The sequence below is a fragment of the Shewanella sp. Sh95 genome (genome assembly GCF_001308045.1).
Lineage (GTDB): Bacteria > Pseudomonadota > Gammaproteobacteria > Enterobacterales > Shewanellaceae > Shewanella > Shewanella xiamenensis.
The window spans coordinates 1-15,860 of record NZ_LGYY01000246.1 but is presented as its reverse complement, the minus strand read 5'-3'; the positions used below and the strand labels follow the sequence as shown (position 1 = coordinate 15,860).

Below are 15,860 nucleotides of genomic sequence, written 5' to 3'. Positions count from 1 at the left end.
TCGCAACGCCCTGAGAGTCTAGGCAAGATTGAATTAATTCAGGTTCTAACACATCTGCTAAGCAGGTGAATTCGGTTAGGCGGGTAATATGAGTACGGGCGAGTGCTTCTGAGAGTTGCATAAAAAATCCGATGACATGAGGTCATCGGATTTTGATCTTTTCAGCGAGATCGTCAAGCGATCTGTCTTAACTGATCGGCATTACGCCTAAGCGGGATTTTTTATGGCTATTAACCTTTTAACACGGCATCGAAGCAGGCTTTAAGAATGCCCAGCCCCGCTCCGAGCTGCTCGTCTGGCACTGTCAATGGCACCAAAATACGCAGCACGTTTCCGTAGGTGCCGCAGGAGAGGAGAATCAATCCTCGGTTTCTAGCCTCGGCTAAGATTTGAGCACAGTACTGAGGTGCAGGTTTGCCATCTTCCATTAATTCAATGGCGATCATCGCCCCTAGACCACGCACATCGGCAATTTGTGGATGTTCGACTTGCATGGTATTTAACGCCGACTTAATCCGCTCGCCAATCGCATTGGCACGCTCAAGCAGCTTTTCCTCTTCAAACACCTCAAGTACGGCAAGCGCCGCCGCACAGGCCAGCGGGTTACCGCCGTAGGTGCCGCCAAGGCCCCCGGGGCCAATGGCATCCATGACTTCAGCTTTACCCGTAATACCTGAGAGTGGGAAGCCACCAGCAATGGATTTCGCAAAGGTGGTGATATCAGCGCTCACGCCCATTTGCTCCATCGCGAAGAAGGTCCCCGTGCGACCCGCCCCCGTTTGCACTTCATCGGCGATCAACATAATACCTTCACGGTCGCAAAGCGCGCGTAAACGCTGCATAAAGGCTGGCGAAGCGGCATAAAACCCGCCTTCGCCCTGCACTGGTTCGAGAATAATTGCGGCAATATCACTCGGCTCGGCATCATTTTTAAAGATACGTTCGATAGAGGCCATCGCATCATCATCGGACACGCCGTGTAGCGCACAGGGAAACTCAGCGCGGAACACATTCGCCGACATTAACCCCATGCCTTTACTGTAAGGCGCGACCTTTCCCGTTAATGCCAGTGCCGCCATAGTGCGACCATGATAACCCGAGGTAAAGGCAATCACGCCCGCCCGCTTAGTATATGCTCGAGCAACTTTAACTGCATTTTCAACCGCTTCTGAGCCGCTGGTGAATAAGGCCGTCTTCTTGGCAAAATCCCCCGGCACTAACTGATTCAGTTTTTCACAGACTTGAATATAGCTTTCATAACCCAGCACCATAAAACAGGTGTGGGAGAAGTCCTCAAGCTGCGCCGCAACAGCCGCCTTAACCTTAGGATGTAAATGCCCAGTGTTGAGCACAGCAATACCACCCGCAAAGTCGATAAACTCTCGACCTTCAACATCCCACACACTCGCGTTTTCAGCGCGGGCAGTAAAAATTGGGTGAATTTGACCCACTCCACCAGCTACAGCGGCTTGGCGACGTGCCATTAATGAATCATTAGTTGTGCTCATTTTGTGTTCCTTACTTGCATTCCCAACTTGCTGAAGTCGCATTGCCTGTCAAGCGTCAGTCACTTAAACAGACATACAGATATATTTGATTTCTAAATATTCTTCGATACCGAACTTAGAGCCTTCTCGGCCGAGCCCTGAGGATTTCATTCCGCCAAACGGCGCGACTTCGGTGGAGATCAACCCAGTGTTGACGCCTACCATGCCGTATTCCAATGCCTCGGCCACTTTCCACACTAAGGAGATATCACGGCCATAAAAATAAGCCGCTAACCCAAACTCGGTATCATTGGCTTGCTTAATCACATCGTCCACATCGGTAAACTTAAACAGCGGCGCCAGTGGGCCAAAGGTTTCTTCACGGGCCACGCGCATACTGCTATCGACATGCGTCAGTACCGTGGGCTCGAAGAAGTTGCCGCCTAAGCTATGGGGCTTACCGCCCGCGACTACTGTCGCCCCTTTACTGAGCGCATCCTCAAGGTGGCTCTGGACTTTTTCTACCGCCGCGCGATTGATAAGCGGTCCCGTAGTGACGCCTTCAGTAATCCCCTCGCCCACCTTTAATTTGCCCACGGCAATGCTGAGCTTGCGAGCAAATTCATCATACACACCCGCTTGGACATAGATGCGGTTAGCGCAGACACAGGTTTGCCCCGCATTGCGATACTTAGCGATCATGGCGCCTTCGACCGCCGCATCGATATTGGCATCGTCGAATACGATAAATGGCGCATTACCGCCTAATTCTAAAGATAATTTCTTCAGAGTCGGCGCGCATTGCTCCATCAACTTAATACCCACTTGGGTCGAGCCAGTGAAAGACAACTTACGCACAGTTGGGTTGCTACACATCTCATTACCAATTCCGATAGCATCACCGGTGATCACACTGAATACCCCAGCGGGGATCCCGGCGCGCTCGGCAAGCACGGCTAAGGCTAATGCGGTAAAAGGTGTTTGCGGCGCAGGTTTCACCACCATAGTACAACCGGCAGCCAGTGCTGGCGCGGCTTTACGGGTGATCATCGCCGCAGGAAAGTTCCAAGGGGTAATGGCCGCAGTCACGCCCACGGGCTGCTTGATCACCATGATACGTTTATCGCCCTGATGCCCAGGAATCGTATCGCCATAGACGCGTTTCGCTTCTTCGGCGAACCATTCGATAAAGGAGGCGGCGTAGGTGACTTCCCCCTTAGCTTCGGCAAGGGGTTTGCCCTGCTCAGTGGTCATCATTAGCGCTAAGTCATCACTGTTTTCATTGAGCAATTCAAACCAGCGACGCAGCTTGGCACCACGCTCTTTTGCGGTAAGTGCTCTCCATGCTGGCAATGCCGCTTCGGCTGCCGCAATCGCCGCTTGAGTTTCGGCTTGCCCCATCACAGGGACACTGGCGATCACCGCGCCCGTCGCCGGATTGGCGATAGCGACAGTTTCTTTTGACTGCGCATCGCACCACTGACCATTGATATAACATTGCTGACGCAGCAGACTCGGGTCTTTTAACAACACTGGAAATTCCTCTCGCTGCGAGGTAATGCCTTACCTCGTATAAAAAATTCAAATAAATTAAATACCTAATTTGTCTCTTAGACTGTAATACCATGCCCCCAACGCACTAAAAGGCACACGTAAGGCGTGTCCGCCGGGGAAGGGATAATGGGGCAGCGCCGCAAAAGCATCGAAACGCTTGGCTTGACCATTGAGCATTTCGGCAATTAACTTGCCTGCCAAGTGGGTATAAGTAACGCCATGGCCGCTACAACCCTGTGAGTAATAGATATTTTTACCAATACGACCGACCTGTGGTAGACGCGATAAGGTCAATAAAAAGTTACCCGTCCAAGCATAATCAACCTTAACTCCTTTTAACTGTGGGAAGGTTTTGAGCATATTCGGGATAATCAGGGATTCAATATCCGCAGGATCGCGGGCACCATACACTACACCACCACCGTAGATCAGGCGCTTGTCGCCAGACAGCCTAAAATAATCAAGCAGATAGTTACAATCTTCGACGCAGTAGTCTTGGGGCAACAGACTTGCAGCCAGCTCTTCATCCAAGGGCTCTGTGGTGATCACTTGTGTACCGCAAGGCATAGACTTGGCTTGTAATTCTGGCATAAGTTTACCGAGGTAAGCGTTACCTGCCACCACCACAAACTTGGCTTTTACACTGCCCTTAGCGGTGTGTACGACAGGACTATCGCCTTCATCGACCCGCAGCACCGCTGAGTCTTCAAAAATCTTGCCGCCGAGGGATTCTACTGCACGGGCTTCACCCAAGGCTAAATTCAGCGGGTGAATATGGCCGCCGCTCTTGTCCAACATACCGCCGACATAGCGCTCAGTATTTACCACAGTTCGAATGCCGTTTGCATCGAGCATCTCAAGCTTGCCAACATGACCATGGCTTTCCCATAACTGCTTTTGATGGCGTAAATGTCCCATCTGCTTTTCGTTCATCGCCGCAAATACGCCGCCATCTTTGAGATCGCAGTCAATGTTGTACTTAGCGATACGTTCACGGATGATGCGTCCGCCCTCGAAGGCCATTTGACCAAAGAGCTTGGCTTGTTCTTTGCCAACGGTTTTTTCAATGGTATCAATGTCACGGCTATAGCTGTTGACGATTTGTCCGCCATTACGCCCCGAGGCTCCCCAACCAATTCGCGCCGCTTCGAGCACCACCACACTAAAACCCGATTCGAGTAAATGCAGTGCGGCAGACAGGCCTGTATACCCCGCACCAATCACACAAACATCGGCTTCAATCGATTCCTGTAAACGCGCGCGCTCAACCTTATCGTTGGCCGATGCCGCATAATATGATCCAGTGTGAGGTATGGCTGACATGATGTTCCCTTGATTTTTATGTTCATTATTTTAAACAACTATCACATCCTACACCTTCAAATCGGGAAACACTAGCCATAAAAGCACAATAATTTACACAATGTTTGATATTTCAAACAAGGTGTCCTTTATGTCTTAAACAGATTTGAAAATTGAGTGTAGAGGTACAGATAAGAAGACTTGGCGGGAAGAGAGAAGGATGGCCTTTGGTATTAAGGCCATCCTTTTTCACTCGAGATTTCGACTCAGTGCTTGCTCACTCTCTCTTGAATCTCAGCACTGGAATCCTCATTTGTGCATGTTAGTACACGTTAGTTAAGCGGCATCCGTTCACGTTTTTCGGCGCGTCTTGCCATATACCACGACAGGAAGGCAATTAACGACACACATAGAATGATAAGTGTTGCCAATGCGTTGATCTTAGGCGATACGCCCAAACGCACCGAGGAGAACACCACCATAGGTAAGGTCGTCGCACCGGGGCCTGAGGCAAAGCTTGCAATCACTAAGTCATCGAGTGACAGACTAAAGGATAACAACCACCCCGCCACTAATGCCGGCGAAATCATAGGCACAGTAATCAGGAAGAAGGTCTTAAGCGGTGTTGCACCAAGATCCATTGCCGCCTCTTCGATTGACATATCTAACTCACGCAATCTTGAAGACACCACCACAGCCACATAGGCCGCACAGAAGGTCGAATGGGCAATCCATACTGTCACCATGCCGCGCTCTTTCGGCCAACCTAAAAGATCTGCCAAATGCACAAATAGCAGCAGTAATGACAAACCCGTGATGACCTCGGGCATAACCAAGGGCGCTGTGATCATATTTGACAAGGTGAGCTTGGCCCATGAACGCTTAAACCGCGTCATCACAAAGGCAGCCATAGTGCCGATAATCACCGCCATAGTGGAGCTGTAAAACGCAATTCTTAGGCTGGTCCATACGGCATCGAGGATCTGCTGATCGGCAAATAGCTCGCCGTACCACTTAGGTGAAAAACCGCCCCACACTGTCACAAGCTTGGATTCGTTAAAAGAATAGATCACTAGAATCAGCATAGGCGCGTATAAAAAGAACAACCCAAACCACAGCATTACAGAAGAAAAACTCAGCTTTTTCATAGGTCTTTCTCCAAACTACGTGCTTGATAGCGATGGAATAAGGTAATAGGAATAATCAGTAGTGCCAGCATCACAATCGCCAGTGATGAGGCCATAGGCCAATCACGGTTATTGAAGAATTCCTGCCACAACACTTTACCTATCATTAACGAATCTGGACCGCCGAGCAGTTCAGGGATCACAAACTCGCCGACTGCCGGAATAAATACCAACATCGATCCAGCAATCACCCCACTTTTGGATAAAGGAAAAGTGATTTTCCAGAAAGTGTTAATCCGACTTGATCCTAAATCCGAAGCTGCCTCAATCAAGCTCATATCTAACTTCACTAAGGTCGCATACAGCGGCAAGATCATAAAGGGCAAATAGGCATAGATAATCCCGATATAGACGGCGATATTGGTGTTCAAGATTTGCAATGGCTCAGAAATGACTCCTAACCACATCAATGTGTTATTGATAATCCCCGTGTTACTTAAGATCCCCATCCAGGCATAAACGCGGATTAAGAACGAGGTCCAAGAAGGTAGCATCACCAATAACAACAGCACAGTTTGCAACCTTGCTGGCGCACGGGCAATGGCATAGGCCATAGGATAACCAATGATCAAACAACCAATGGTTGAAATGAGCGCCATTTTTAATGAGCTGAGATACGCGGTGTAATACAGCGAATCATCTAGCAACATCAAATAGTTACCCAAATGCAGGAAGATATTTAGTACATCATCTGCATATTGAAAAGTCGCCTCATAGGGCGGAATTGAAATCGCCGCCGTAGAGAAACTAATTTTAAGGACAATGGCAAAGGGCAAGGCGAAGAACAGCAATAGCCAAGTATAAGGTAGACTTATCGTCCAGAAGCGTCCTTTAAGCCATTTAAGTTTGGACTTTATCTTCATGATCTTAACACCACGCCACTGGTGTCCTCCCAACTGATAAACACTTCATCATCCCAGGTTGCATGGTCGGCGCGACGTTCACGGTTTGTCATACTGCATTGCACAATCTGACCATTTTCAAGGCGAATGTAGTACACCGAGATCCCACCTAAATAGGCAATATCATGCACTATGCCCTTAGCCCAGTTGTATTCACCTTCAGGTTGTTCACGGCTGATAATGGTTTTCTCAGGGCGCACAGCGAGCCATACGTGTTTTTCTTCAACACTGGTGGTTACCCCGTAACCCACATAGAAAGGCTGTACTAAATCATTGGGTTTAATGATGAGGTGGTCGACTTCATCCACTTCAATCTCACCGCCAAAGAGGTTCACTGAACCGATAAATTCGGCAATCATGCGACTATTTGGACTCTCGTAGATATCCATAGGAGAGCCAGTTTGAGCTATCCAACCATCACTCATAATCGAGATCCGGCCCGCCATGGTCATGGCCTCTTCCTGATCATGGGTCACCATCACACAGGTCACACCAACACGTTCGAGGATTTCAACCACTTCTAACTGCATCTGAGTACGCAGTTTCTTATCTAGTGCACCCATGGGCTCGTCAAGCAATAATAATTTCGGACGTTTTGCCAAAGATCGAGCAAGGGCGACCCGTTGGCGCTGACCACCAGAAAGCTGATGCGGTTTACGTTTCCCGTATTGCTCCATATGTACCAACTTGAGCATTTCCTGTACGCGTTGCTCAATTTCAGCTTTCGGTAACTTGTCTTGCTTCAAACCAAAGGCGATATTTTGTGCCACAGTCATATGGGGAAATAGCGCATAGGATTGAAACATCATATTGATCGGACGTTCATAAGGCGGTAGATCGGTAATATCTTCACCATCGAGAAAAATCCGCCCAGAAGTCGGTCTTTCGAACCCCGCGAGCATACGCAACAAGGTAGACTTACCCGAGCCTGAGCCTCCAAGTAAGGCAAAAATTTCGCCTTTATTGATCGTCAATGATACGTCGTCAACTGCACGCACATCATCAAACAGCTTACTGACCCGCTCAATCTTAAGCAGGACTTTTTCTTGCGTCTTTGTAGTGGGTTTATTGGTGACGCCCGAGGTGCTTGCCATAGTACTTCTCCACCCGAGTATTGATGTGATAACACATTCAACACTTGAGATTTACACAATGAATTAATGAATAGAGATTTAATCTTGCAGACTTAATGTCCAAAGGAGCTGCCATTGTCTTGTTTATCAAAAGGGGCAAGCTGTGCTTGCCCCATGTCGATTATTGGCCAGATTTCACTTTGGTCCAGACGCGAGTTAATACACGTTGGATTTTCAATGGACGAATTTCGCCAATATACAATTTATCCAACACTTCTTTTGGTGGATAAATCGCTGGGTCATTGCGAATCGCTTCATCGACTAAGGGCTGCGCAGGATCGTTAGGATTTGCGTAAGCCACATAGTTAGAGATAGGTGCAATCACCTCAGGGCGAAGTAAGTAGTTGATAAGCTTGTGAGCATTTTCCACGTTAGTGGCGTCTGCTGGGATGGCTAACATATCAAACCACAGGTTGGCGCCTTCTTTAGGAATAGAGTAACCAATCTTATTGCCATTACCCGCTTCATCGGCGCGGGCAGCAGCTTGGAACACATCACCAGAGAAACCATAAGCCACGCAAATATCACCATTGGCGAGATCAGAGATATAACGTGATGAATGGAAATACGTCACATAGGGACGAATCTTTTCGAGTAACTCACCGGCTTTTTCGTAATCTTCGGCCTTAGTACTGTTAGGATCGAGCCCAAGATAAATCATCGCCTGTGGCACCATATCATCGGCCGAATCTAACATGGCAAAGCCACATTTAGAGATTTTTTCAGCATATTTTGGGTTAAAGATCAGCTCCATAGAATTTAATGGTGCATCTTCACCCACAGCCGCTTTCACTTTATTGATGTTGTAACCAATACCATTCGTTCCCCACAGATAAGGGACTGCATATTGGTTACCTGGATCGGCCTTCTCTAACAGCTTCATCAGGTCAGCATTGAGGTTTTTAAAATTGGTGAGTTTAGAGCGGTCTAGTGGCTTGAATGCACCGGCCTTAATCTGTTTAGCGAGGAAATGGTTGGATGGGACAACGATGTCATAGCCGCTGCGACCAGATAATAACTTAGCTTCGACAACTTCGTTGCTATCAAACACATCGTAAATCACCCGAATCCCAGTTTCCTTTTTGAAGTTTTCTAAGGTGTCTTCTGCAATATAATCAGACCAATTATATACACGCACAACTTCTTCAGCTTGAGCAGCTACGCTGGCAAGTGATCCTGCGGTTACTAGCGCCAAAGTCGTCATCTTATTAAATAGCTTCATGCTTTCTCCTTTCTCGGGTAGCAGAATTGCCTTTAACAATTCTGAAATTGTGTCACCGACCATCTGCTCGGTTATTGTTGTTATTCTCGACCAATGCTACACCTTAAAAACCGCATCGGCAGTCTCTACAGCACCATAATGCCTTCATCTCTAGGTCGCTGCAATGAATGGGATTATCAGATTTCATGCCAAATTTATCTATATCTATATTTGCATTAACAAGCATAAAAATAGACTAGTTATCGTAACACCCTACATCTTGCAATATTAAGGCAAATGCCTCAAGCCCCTAGGGAAACCGCTGCAACCATCTTACAAAGTTATTAACTAACAGCCAGTTAAAACCAAACTTACAGGTTCAACTTTATGTATTTACTCTTAGGACCCAAGCACCGCATACAGAAACACTAAATGAATGAGCACTCAAAAGAGCAGATAAATCTTCCCTTTATCCAAAGTAAGCACTTAAGGTTAAAAGCACTCTGCACCAAAGTTAAGCAAGCAACCCAAAATGGTGCAGAGAATTTTTAATCACTGTTTGAATGTTCTCATTGTCAGGCGTTAGAATCCGTTAACAACATGACGATATTGAACAAAAACAGTGCAACCTATGTAAAACATTTTATACACTGAGTAATAAAAATTCTCGCTCCCACGAACTCACCACTCTGCGGAAATTTTCAAGCTCGGCCTGTTTGACGGCCACAAAGCCCGTGGTAAAGGACTCACCTAAATATTCCTTACAGGCATCACTTTCTTCCATCGCGGCTAACGCCTCTTCCAAGGTTAATGGTAAGCAGTGTGGGTTATTGCTCCGGCTTTCATTGGATTTACCTTGAACGGGTGTGGAGGGTTTGAGTCCCTCGACCATACCGATATAACCACAGAGTAAACTCGCTGCAATGGCTAAGTAGCAGTTAGCATCCGCACCAGGTATACGGTTTTCAATACGACGATTTTGAGGTGAAGATTCCGGAATACGTAAACCACAGGTCCTATTTTCAACCCCCCATTCCAAGTTAACGGGCGCAGAGGTTCCCGGTAAGAATCGACGGAACGAGTTAGCATTTGGGGCCATCAAAGGTAGGAGTTCAGGGATAAATTTCTGTAGCCCTGCGATATAACTCAAAAACAACGCACTTTGCGTACCATCTTCGTTGGTAAATATATTTTTACCGGTTTCTTTGTTAATCACACTTTGATGAATATGCATAGCACTACCCGGCTCATCGGTTACGGGTTTTGCCATAAAGGTAGCGCAAACATTATGCTTTAGTGCCGCTTCACGTAGAGTGCGCTTAAACACAAACACCTGATCCGCTAGTGATAACGGGTTGCCGTGACTGAAGTTAATCTCCATCTGTGCTGGGCCATCTTCATGGATAAGCGTATCAATATCTAAACCCTGAATTTCGCACCAGTCATACATGTCTTCAAACAGAGGATCGTATTCGTTGGCGGCATCAATTGAAAAAGACTGACGCCCCGCTTCCGGTCTGCCTGAGCGACCAATAGGCGGCTTGAGGGGTAAATCGTGATCATCGCTGCGGCTGGTCAGGTAAAACTCCATCTCAGGTGCAATAACAGGCTCCCAGCCTTTTTCATCATAAAGAGACAGCACTTTTTTCAAGACGTTACGAGGTGATAATTCGATAGGATTGCCCATTCTGTCGTAACAATCGTGGATCACCTGTGCCGTAGCTTCAATTGTCCAAGGCAGCATAAATACTGCATTTTCATCGGGAACGCAGACAAAATCGATATCGGCATCATCGAGCAAACTGTAATAGATATCATCGTCGACAAAGTCACCGGTGACGGTTTGCAGCAACACGCTTTCGGGTAAGCGCATACCTTTTTCATCGAGAAATTTATCTACTGGGGCAATTTTGCCACGGGCGATACCAGTCATATCGCTGATAACACATTCGACTTCTGTGATTTTTCGTTCTTTTAAAAAAGCGATTAGCTTATTCATTTTATTTCACTCGAGTTGTAGCCCTACGACAACACGCATCGCCAAAGGCATTGAATATTGAGAGGTAAAATGGGTTTTCACTTACTTTCCATTCAGGATGCCATTGCACACCGAGGGCAAATTCAGTGGCATCGATCACGGAGAAAGCCTCCACAAGACCATCAGGAGCACAAGCTTCTGGCCGCAACCCCATCCCAAGGCGCTCCACGCCTTGAGTATGCACAGAGTTAACCTCTGCAGAGTTACGGCCCCAAGCCTCGTAAATGACCCCCCCAGGCTCCACAGTAATACTGTGGGATGGCCCATATTGCACCTCTAACGAGGCCTCTTTATCTTCTCTATGTTCAATAAAACCGCCCACTTCGTGTAACTTCTGGTGCAGACTGCCACCAAAAGCCACGTTCATTTCTTGAAAACCACGGCAAATCCCAAGCACGGGGACTCCCGCAGCAATGGCAGCTCGAATAAGTGGTAGTGTCGTAGCGTCACGCTTAGGATCGTGGTGAGTACCCGCTTCACTCGGTACCCCCGCATAAAGGTGTGGCTCAACGTTAGAGGGCGAACCCGTAAACAGAATACCGTCAAGTCTTGCCAGAATGGCTTCGATAGGTTGGTCCGCGCCTAAGGATGGGATCACAAGTGGCCACCCCTTAGCACCATTTACCACACCTAATAGGTATTTTTCGCCAACAATATTAAAAGGGTGTGAACCCAATCGTTGGTTACACGCAATAACACCAATAAGGGGTAACAGGGTAGACATAACTCACCTTCCAAGCATTTATTCACGAGTACAATGAACAAGTTAATTTTTAATGTTCATTTTTTCACACAGTACACCGAAATTTAACCTCAGGCAAGAGGTTAAACACTTGTTAATGACAGTTTGATTTAAATGCGTAATTTTTAGTTTTAATACAGAAACTTAAACTAACAATCTTTGTTTTTTGATGATAAAACAACCATCAACAGTATTGTTAGGATAAAAATCAGCCAAAGATAAAGACTGAAAACCTAAGTTCATTTGAAAAATATTATTTACACTTTGAATGATATATTACAATCCAAAGCCAGACTAATATGGTGAGTAACTAGTGGGTTCTCAAAGAGAACGCTACCCTAGGCAATCTAGGACAGCGTTACGCAATTAGAAATTAGCAGGGGTTGTAGCACTGATCAGCCGACAAGGCTCATCGAAAGGATTGCGAAATCGATGTGGTAGCTCACTATTAAAGTAATAGCTATCACCCGCTTCTAAGATATATACCTCGTCGCCAACGGTAAGCTCGAACTTGCCTTCGATCACCATGGCCGCCTCTTCACCTTCGTGTTTTAGCATTTCCTCGCCCGTATCTGAACCCGGTGGATAGGTTTCACTCATCACCGACATGGCACGATTGGGAAAGTCGCGGCCAATCAATTTAAATTCTAACGGCCCAGTACCTATATCGAGGAGTTCATCGGAGCGATAAACCACTTTTTGCTCGCTCTCAATCGAGGCTTCAATTGAGAAAAAGTCTACTAAAGACATAGGGATACCCGACAATACTTTTTTCAAAGAACTGACGGATGGGCTAACACTGTTTTTTTCGATCATTGAAATTGTACTGTTAGTCACACCAGCACGCTTAGCCAGCTCACGCTGGGATAAGCCTTTCATTTTTCGAACAGTTCTGAGACTGGCTCCAATATCCAAATTTCACATCTCCCCAAAGGATCGGTCGCCCCGATAGATGAAGAACAGGTTGTTCAGGATAAACACCATCCTAAACACATTTTAGCCCCAAAGCGTGAGTTTACACGCTTCCGTTGTATTCTAGCTAAAAAGTGTGTTAAATAAAATGCACACTTTTTAGCAGTATCACAAAAGTGTGATGAGTATACTGGGACAAGCCCAATTTACAATAAAAACAATTTTTTGGAGCTCAAATGACCACCAAACCTCCCGTTCATAGTGAACAATATCCCCAGTCTTATTATGTTGATACTGCAAAAGAAATTTACGCTCATCCCCAACTTGAGGGCAAGGTAAGCACCGACGTTTGCATTATCGGCGGTGGTTTCAGTGGGATTAACACAGCTATCGAACTTCGGCAAAAGGGCCTAAACGTGGTGCTACTCGAGGCCAAGCGCATAGGCTGGGGCGCCTCTGGGCGTAATGGTGGTGAGCTGATCCGTGGGATTGGCCATGATCCTGCGCAATTTATCAATGAGATAGGCCAGGAAGGCGTGAGCGCCATTGAGCAAATGGGGTTTGAAGCGGTAGAGATTGTGCGAAATCGCATCCAGACCCATCACATCGATTGCGATTTACAAATGGGCTATTGCGATCTGGCAGTTAAACCTCGGCATATGCTCGAACTAGAACAAGAGTTCGACCATCTTAAACGCCTTGGATATCAGCATGAAATCAAACTATTAACTCAGTCTCAGCTCGGAGAAGTTATCGGCTCAGACTTTTACCAAGGCGCTCTAGTCGACATGGGCAGCGGCCATTTGCATCCGCTGAATTTGGCCTTGGGCGAGGCTCGTGTTGCCCGAGAATTGGGCGCTCAATTATTTGAATACAGCGCCGCAGAAAAGATTATTCCTGGCGATAAACCACGAGTATTAACGGCAAAAGGCGAAGTGACTTGCCAATATGTGGTGCTCGCGGGCAACGCTTATATTGGCCATAAACTGAATAGCTACATCGGCGGAAAAGTCCTGCCCGCGGGGAGTTACTTGCTTGCAACCGAGCCGCTGACAGAAGCGCAATGCCAAAGCATTATCCCGCAAAATATGGCCTTTGCAGACATGCGAATCGCCTTAGATTACTTCCACTTATCTGCGGATAGACGCTTACTCTTTGGCGGACTTTGTACTTATTCAGGCAAAGACCCCAAGGATATTGAAGCAGCGCTCAGGCCGAACCTTGAGAAAGTATTCCCACAGTTAAAAGGCGTACGCATCGATTACGAATGGGGCGGCATGATAGGCATTGGCACCAACCGTATGCCCCAAATCGGTCGTCTCCCCGATGCGAGTAATATTTTTTACGCCCAAGCCTACGCAGGCCACGGCGTCAATGCCACCCATATGGCCGCCAAACTGCTCGCCGAAGCCATATGTCAGCAAGCGGGATATTTTGATGTGTTTGCCAAAATCAAACATATGACCTTCCCCGGCGGCCCCACATTCCGCTCGCCCATGCTGGCTGCGGGTATGCTGTACCACAGGTTTAAAGACTTATTCTAAGGTTTGCCCTGTCGTTGGATATGCGAGCAAGCTATCCAACGACACTAAATGGCGCCGACAGCGTTAAGGTGTTTGCGGCGCCTTGACCACAGAATAAAAGGCACCGAGCCAAGATAATGGACTATTAGCGCCACCAGCACGCCAAAGCATATCCCACTGGTGGTTAACGGGATGCCCGGCTTAAAGTTAACTATGGTTTGCTGTAAATATTCAAAACGAGCTGGATTAAACATATAGGCGGTTTTCTCGAAGAGATTCCCCTGCGCAAAGGTCTGCATTCCCTGCTGCAGCGCTTGATACAGGGCTAGCGTCTGGCGCTTTTGCTCGGCATCCGCCCTGACGCTAGGCTCCTCGTTTTGCAAATGGCGGGCAATCATGGTTTCGACATCGCCGTAGTGATATTCCTTCGCCGTGGCCTCATAGCCCTCAACTTGCCATTGAGTCGACGTATAGAGCCCCGCTAAAAATTGCTGATAATGATCGGCTAATTGGGGAAGTTGCAGCGCCATCACTAAGATAAAGCCAAAGATCAATTTATCGAACAATCTGGTTATCATGACAAACTCCTTGATAAGTCAAAGGACATATCACAGTCAATTGATTGCGGCAAGGTTAGCATTCCGAAGGACAGCACTCCACCTAATATCGTTTAACGCTCGATGGGTAAATCGTTGCGACTGCCCCAATCAGCCCAAGAACCATCGTAAAGTACAGCATCAGTATGCCCCGAAGCGACCGAGGCTAAGATTAAAATACAGGCGGTAATACCCGAGCCACAGCTAAAAATCCTTAACGGTTTATCGCTAACAAGCCCTTGAAACAGCTTAACCAATTCGGCCACATCTTTGATTTTGAAGCCATTGAGCACGTCACCAAAGGGGAGATTGACCGAATGGGGAATATGCCCACTGCGCACTCCAGGTCGCGGCTCGCTCACTTGGCCTAAAAAGCGCGCCGATCCCCGTGCATCAATAATCGCACTATCGCTATCATCAAGCTTGGCTAACACAGCCTCAGCATCCATCACCTTCGCAGGCTGATATTCCAGTACAGCAGTCAGTTCCTCACTATCGCTTGCGCCATAATCTATCCCTTCTTCCTGATAGCGAGATGAGGTGACTCTGTATTCAGCCATCCATTGAGGTAAGCCACCATCGAGCACATACACACGGTGAAATCCCATTACTTTGAAAATCCACCAAGCGCGCGGAGATGAATAAATACCTTGATTATCATAGATAACAACCACGCTGTTCGGGCTAATACCAAGCTTGGCAATTCCTTCTACAAACTGTTCAAATTTGGGTAAGGCATGGGTTTGAGAAGACGTTTTATCGCAAAAATCCTCTTCCACATCAAAGCGCCTCGAGCGAGGAATACATACAGGCTCTGAATAGACAATCGGCTCTTTGCCCAAAACCACGGCCATACTGGCGTCGAGTAACACTAAATCAGGCGAGGTAAGATGCGCTTCGAGCCATTGAGTACTGACGAGAGGATATTCCATTGGTTGTCCTTATTGTTGTTTTATTGATTCAAATTCAACACCCCATCGCGATTATCTTGCATTAATGGCGTATTGAAGTTTCGGGGTATTTTGACAGCAATTTAACCTGAAAACGCCCCCTAAATACTTTCAAAATGATTTAGGCTTTGTGGTGATTCACCTCCACTAAACCAGCTATTTTCTACAGGTGCAACAAGCATTTTTCGATAACCTTGATACTTAACGCTGAAGGATCCCCTCATAAATCAGCCATAGCATAGCCATATTTGAGCAACTGATTGGCGAATAATACCCAGGCCGCCAGCAATTCTTTCTCCGTGATTTGATAATCAGGCCGCCTGAGTACCTCCA

At 47.1% G+C, this 15,860-nt stretch carries 13 protein-coding genes; 1 reads left to right on the top strand and 12 read right to left on the bottom strand.

Features of this window, described 5'->3' with window-relative positions; genetic code table 11:
• Positions 1-230 precede the first annotated feature (230 nt).
• The 10 genes from gabT to AEA42_RS18705 all read right to left on the bottom strand — a co-directional run bounded on the left by gabT (position 231) and on the right by AEA42_RS18705 (position 12,461).
• Entirely contained in the window at positions 231-1,508 is a 1,278-nt protein-coding gene (gabT, locus tag AEA42_RS18750) for a 4-aminobutyrate--2-oxoglutarate transaminase (RefSeq protein WP_037415429.1), read from the bottom strand.
• 63 nt (positions 1,509-1,571) lie between these two features.
• On the bottom strand, positions 1,572-3,020 hold the full coding sequence (gene gabD / locus AEA42_RS18745; protein WP_037428535.1) for an NADP-dependent succinate-semialdehyde dehydrogenase: 1,449 nt from the start codon (positions 3,018-3,020) through the stop codon (positions 1,572-1,574).
• Positions 3,021-3,077: 57 nt separating this feature from the next.
• Positions 3,078-4,364 (bottom strand): FAD-binding oxidoreductase, encoded by a 1,287-nt coding sequence (locus tag AEA42_RS18740; RefSeq protein ID WP_055648534.1) that lies wholly within the window; start codon positions 4,362-4,364, stop codon positions 3,078-3,080.
• A 311-nt stretch (positions 4,365-4,675) separates the two neighbouring features.
• Positions 4,676-5,491: an ABC transporter permease subunit gene (locus AEA42_RS18735; protein WP_037415420.1), complete on the bottom strand. Its 816-nt coding sequence runs from the start codon at positions 5,489-5,491 to the stop codon at positions 4,676-4,678.
• The gene (locus AEA42_RS18730) at positions 5,488-6,393 is read right to left on the bottom strand and encodes an ABC transporter permease subunit (RefSeq protein WP_037415417.1); all 906 of its coding nucleotides are present in this window, start codon (positions 6,391-6,393) and stop codon (positions 5,488-5,490) included. Before AEA42_RS18730 ends, AEA42_RS18735 begins: the two co-directional genes overlap by 4 nt.
• The gene (gene potA / locus AEA42_RS18725) at positions 6,390-7,526 is read right to left on the bottom strand and encodes a polyamine ABC transporter ATP-binding protein (RefSeq protein ID WP_037428537.1); all 1,137 of its coding nucleotides are present in this window, start codon (positions 7,524-7,526) and stop codon (positions 6,390-6,392) included. The genes AEA42_RS18730 and potA overlap by 4 nt, the downstream gene beginning before the upstream one ends.
• A gap of 160 nt (positions 7,527-7,686) precedes the next feature.
• Complete coding sequence (locus AEA42_RS18720; RefSeq protein WP_037415411.1) at positions 7,687-8,787, bottom strand: polyamine ABC transporter substrate-binding protein; 1,101 nt, start codon at positions 8,785-8,787, stop codon at positions 7,687-7,689.
• Positions 8,788-9,409: 622 nt separating this feature from the next.
• Positions 9,410-10,765 carry a glutamine synthetase family protein gene (locus AEA42_RS18715; protein WP_037415407.1) on the bottom strand — a complete coding sequence of 452 codons (1,356 nt, stop codon included), beginning with the start codon at positions 10,763-10,765 and terminating at the stop codon, positions 9,410-9,412.
• Between the two features lies 1 nt (position 10,766).
• Positions 10,767-11,528: a gamma-glutamyl-gamma-aminobutyrate hydrolase family protein gene (locus AEA42_RS18710; protein ID WP_055648533.1), complete on the bottom strand. Its 762-nt coding sequence runs from the start codon at positions 11,526-11,528 to the stop codon at positions 10,767-10,769.
• Between the two features lie 384 nt (positions 11,529-11,912).
• A complete protein-coding gene (locus AEA42_RS18705) occupies positions 11,913-12,461 on the bottom strand; it encodes a cupin domain-containing protein (protein ID WP_055648532.1) in 549 nt (182 codons plus the stop codon).
• 233 nt (positions 12,462-12,694) lie between these two features.
• Here AEA42_RS18705 and AEA42_RS18700 point away from each other — a divergent pair, with 233 nt between their 5' ends.
• Positions 12,695-14,002: an FAD-binding oxidoreductase gene (locus AEA42_RS18700; protein ID WP_055648531.1), complete on the top strand. Its 1,308-nt coding sequence runs from the start codon at positions 12,695-12,697 to the stop codon at positions 14,000-14,002.
• A 44-nt stretch (positions 14,003-14,046) separates the two neighbouring features.
• On the opposite strand, the gene AEA42_RS18695 is transcribed toward AEA42_RS18700, so the two are convergent.
• Together AEA42_RS18695 and AEA42_RS18690 are read right to left on the bottom strand one after the other, a co-directional pair.
• Positions 14,047-14,559 carry a DUF2937 family protein gene (locus AEA42_RS18695; protein WP_055648530.1) on the bottom strand — a complete coding sequence of 171 codons (513 nt, stop codon included), beginning with the start codon at positions 14,557-14,559 and terminating at the stop codon, positions 14,047-14,049.
• A 92-nt stretch (positions 14,560-14,651) separates the two neighbouring features.
• The gene (locus AEA42_RS18690; RefSeq protein ID WP_055648529.1) at positions 14,652-15,509 is read right to left on the bottom strand and encodes a sulfurtransferase; all 858 of its coding nucleotides are present in this window, start codon (positions 15,507-15,509) and stop codon (positions 14,652-14,654) included.
• Positions 15,510-15,860: the final 351 nt, after the last annotated feature.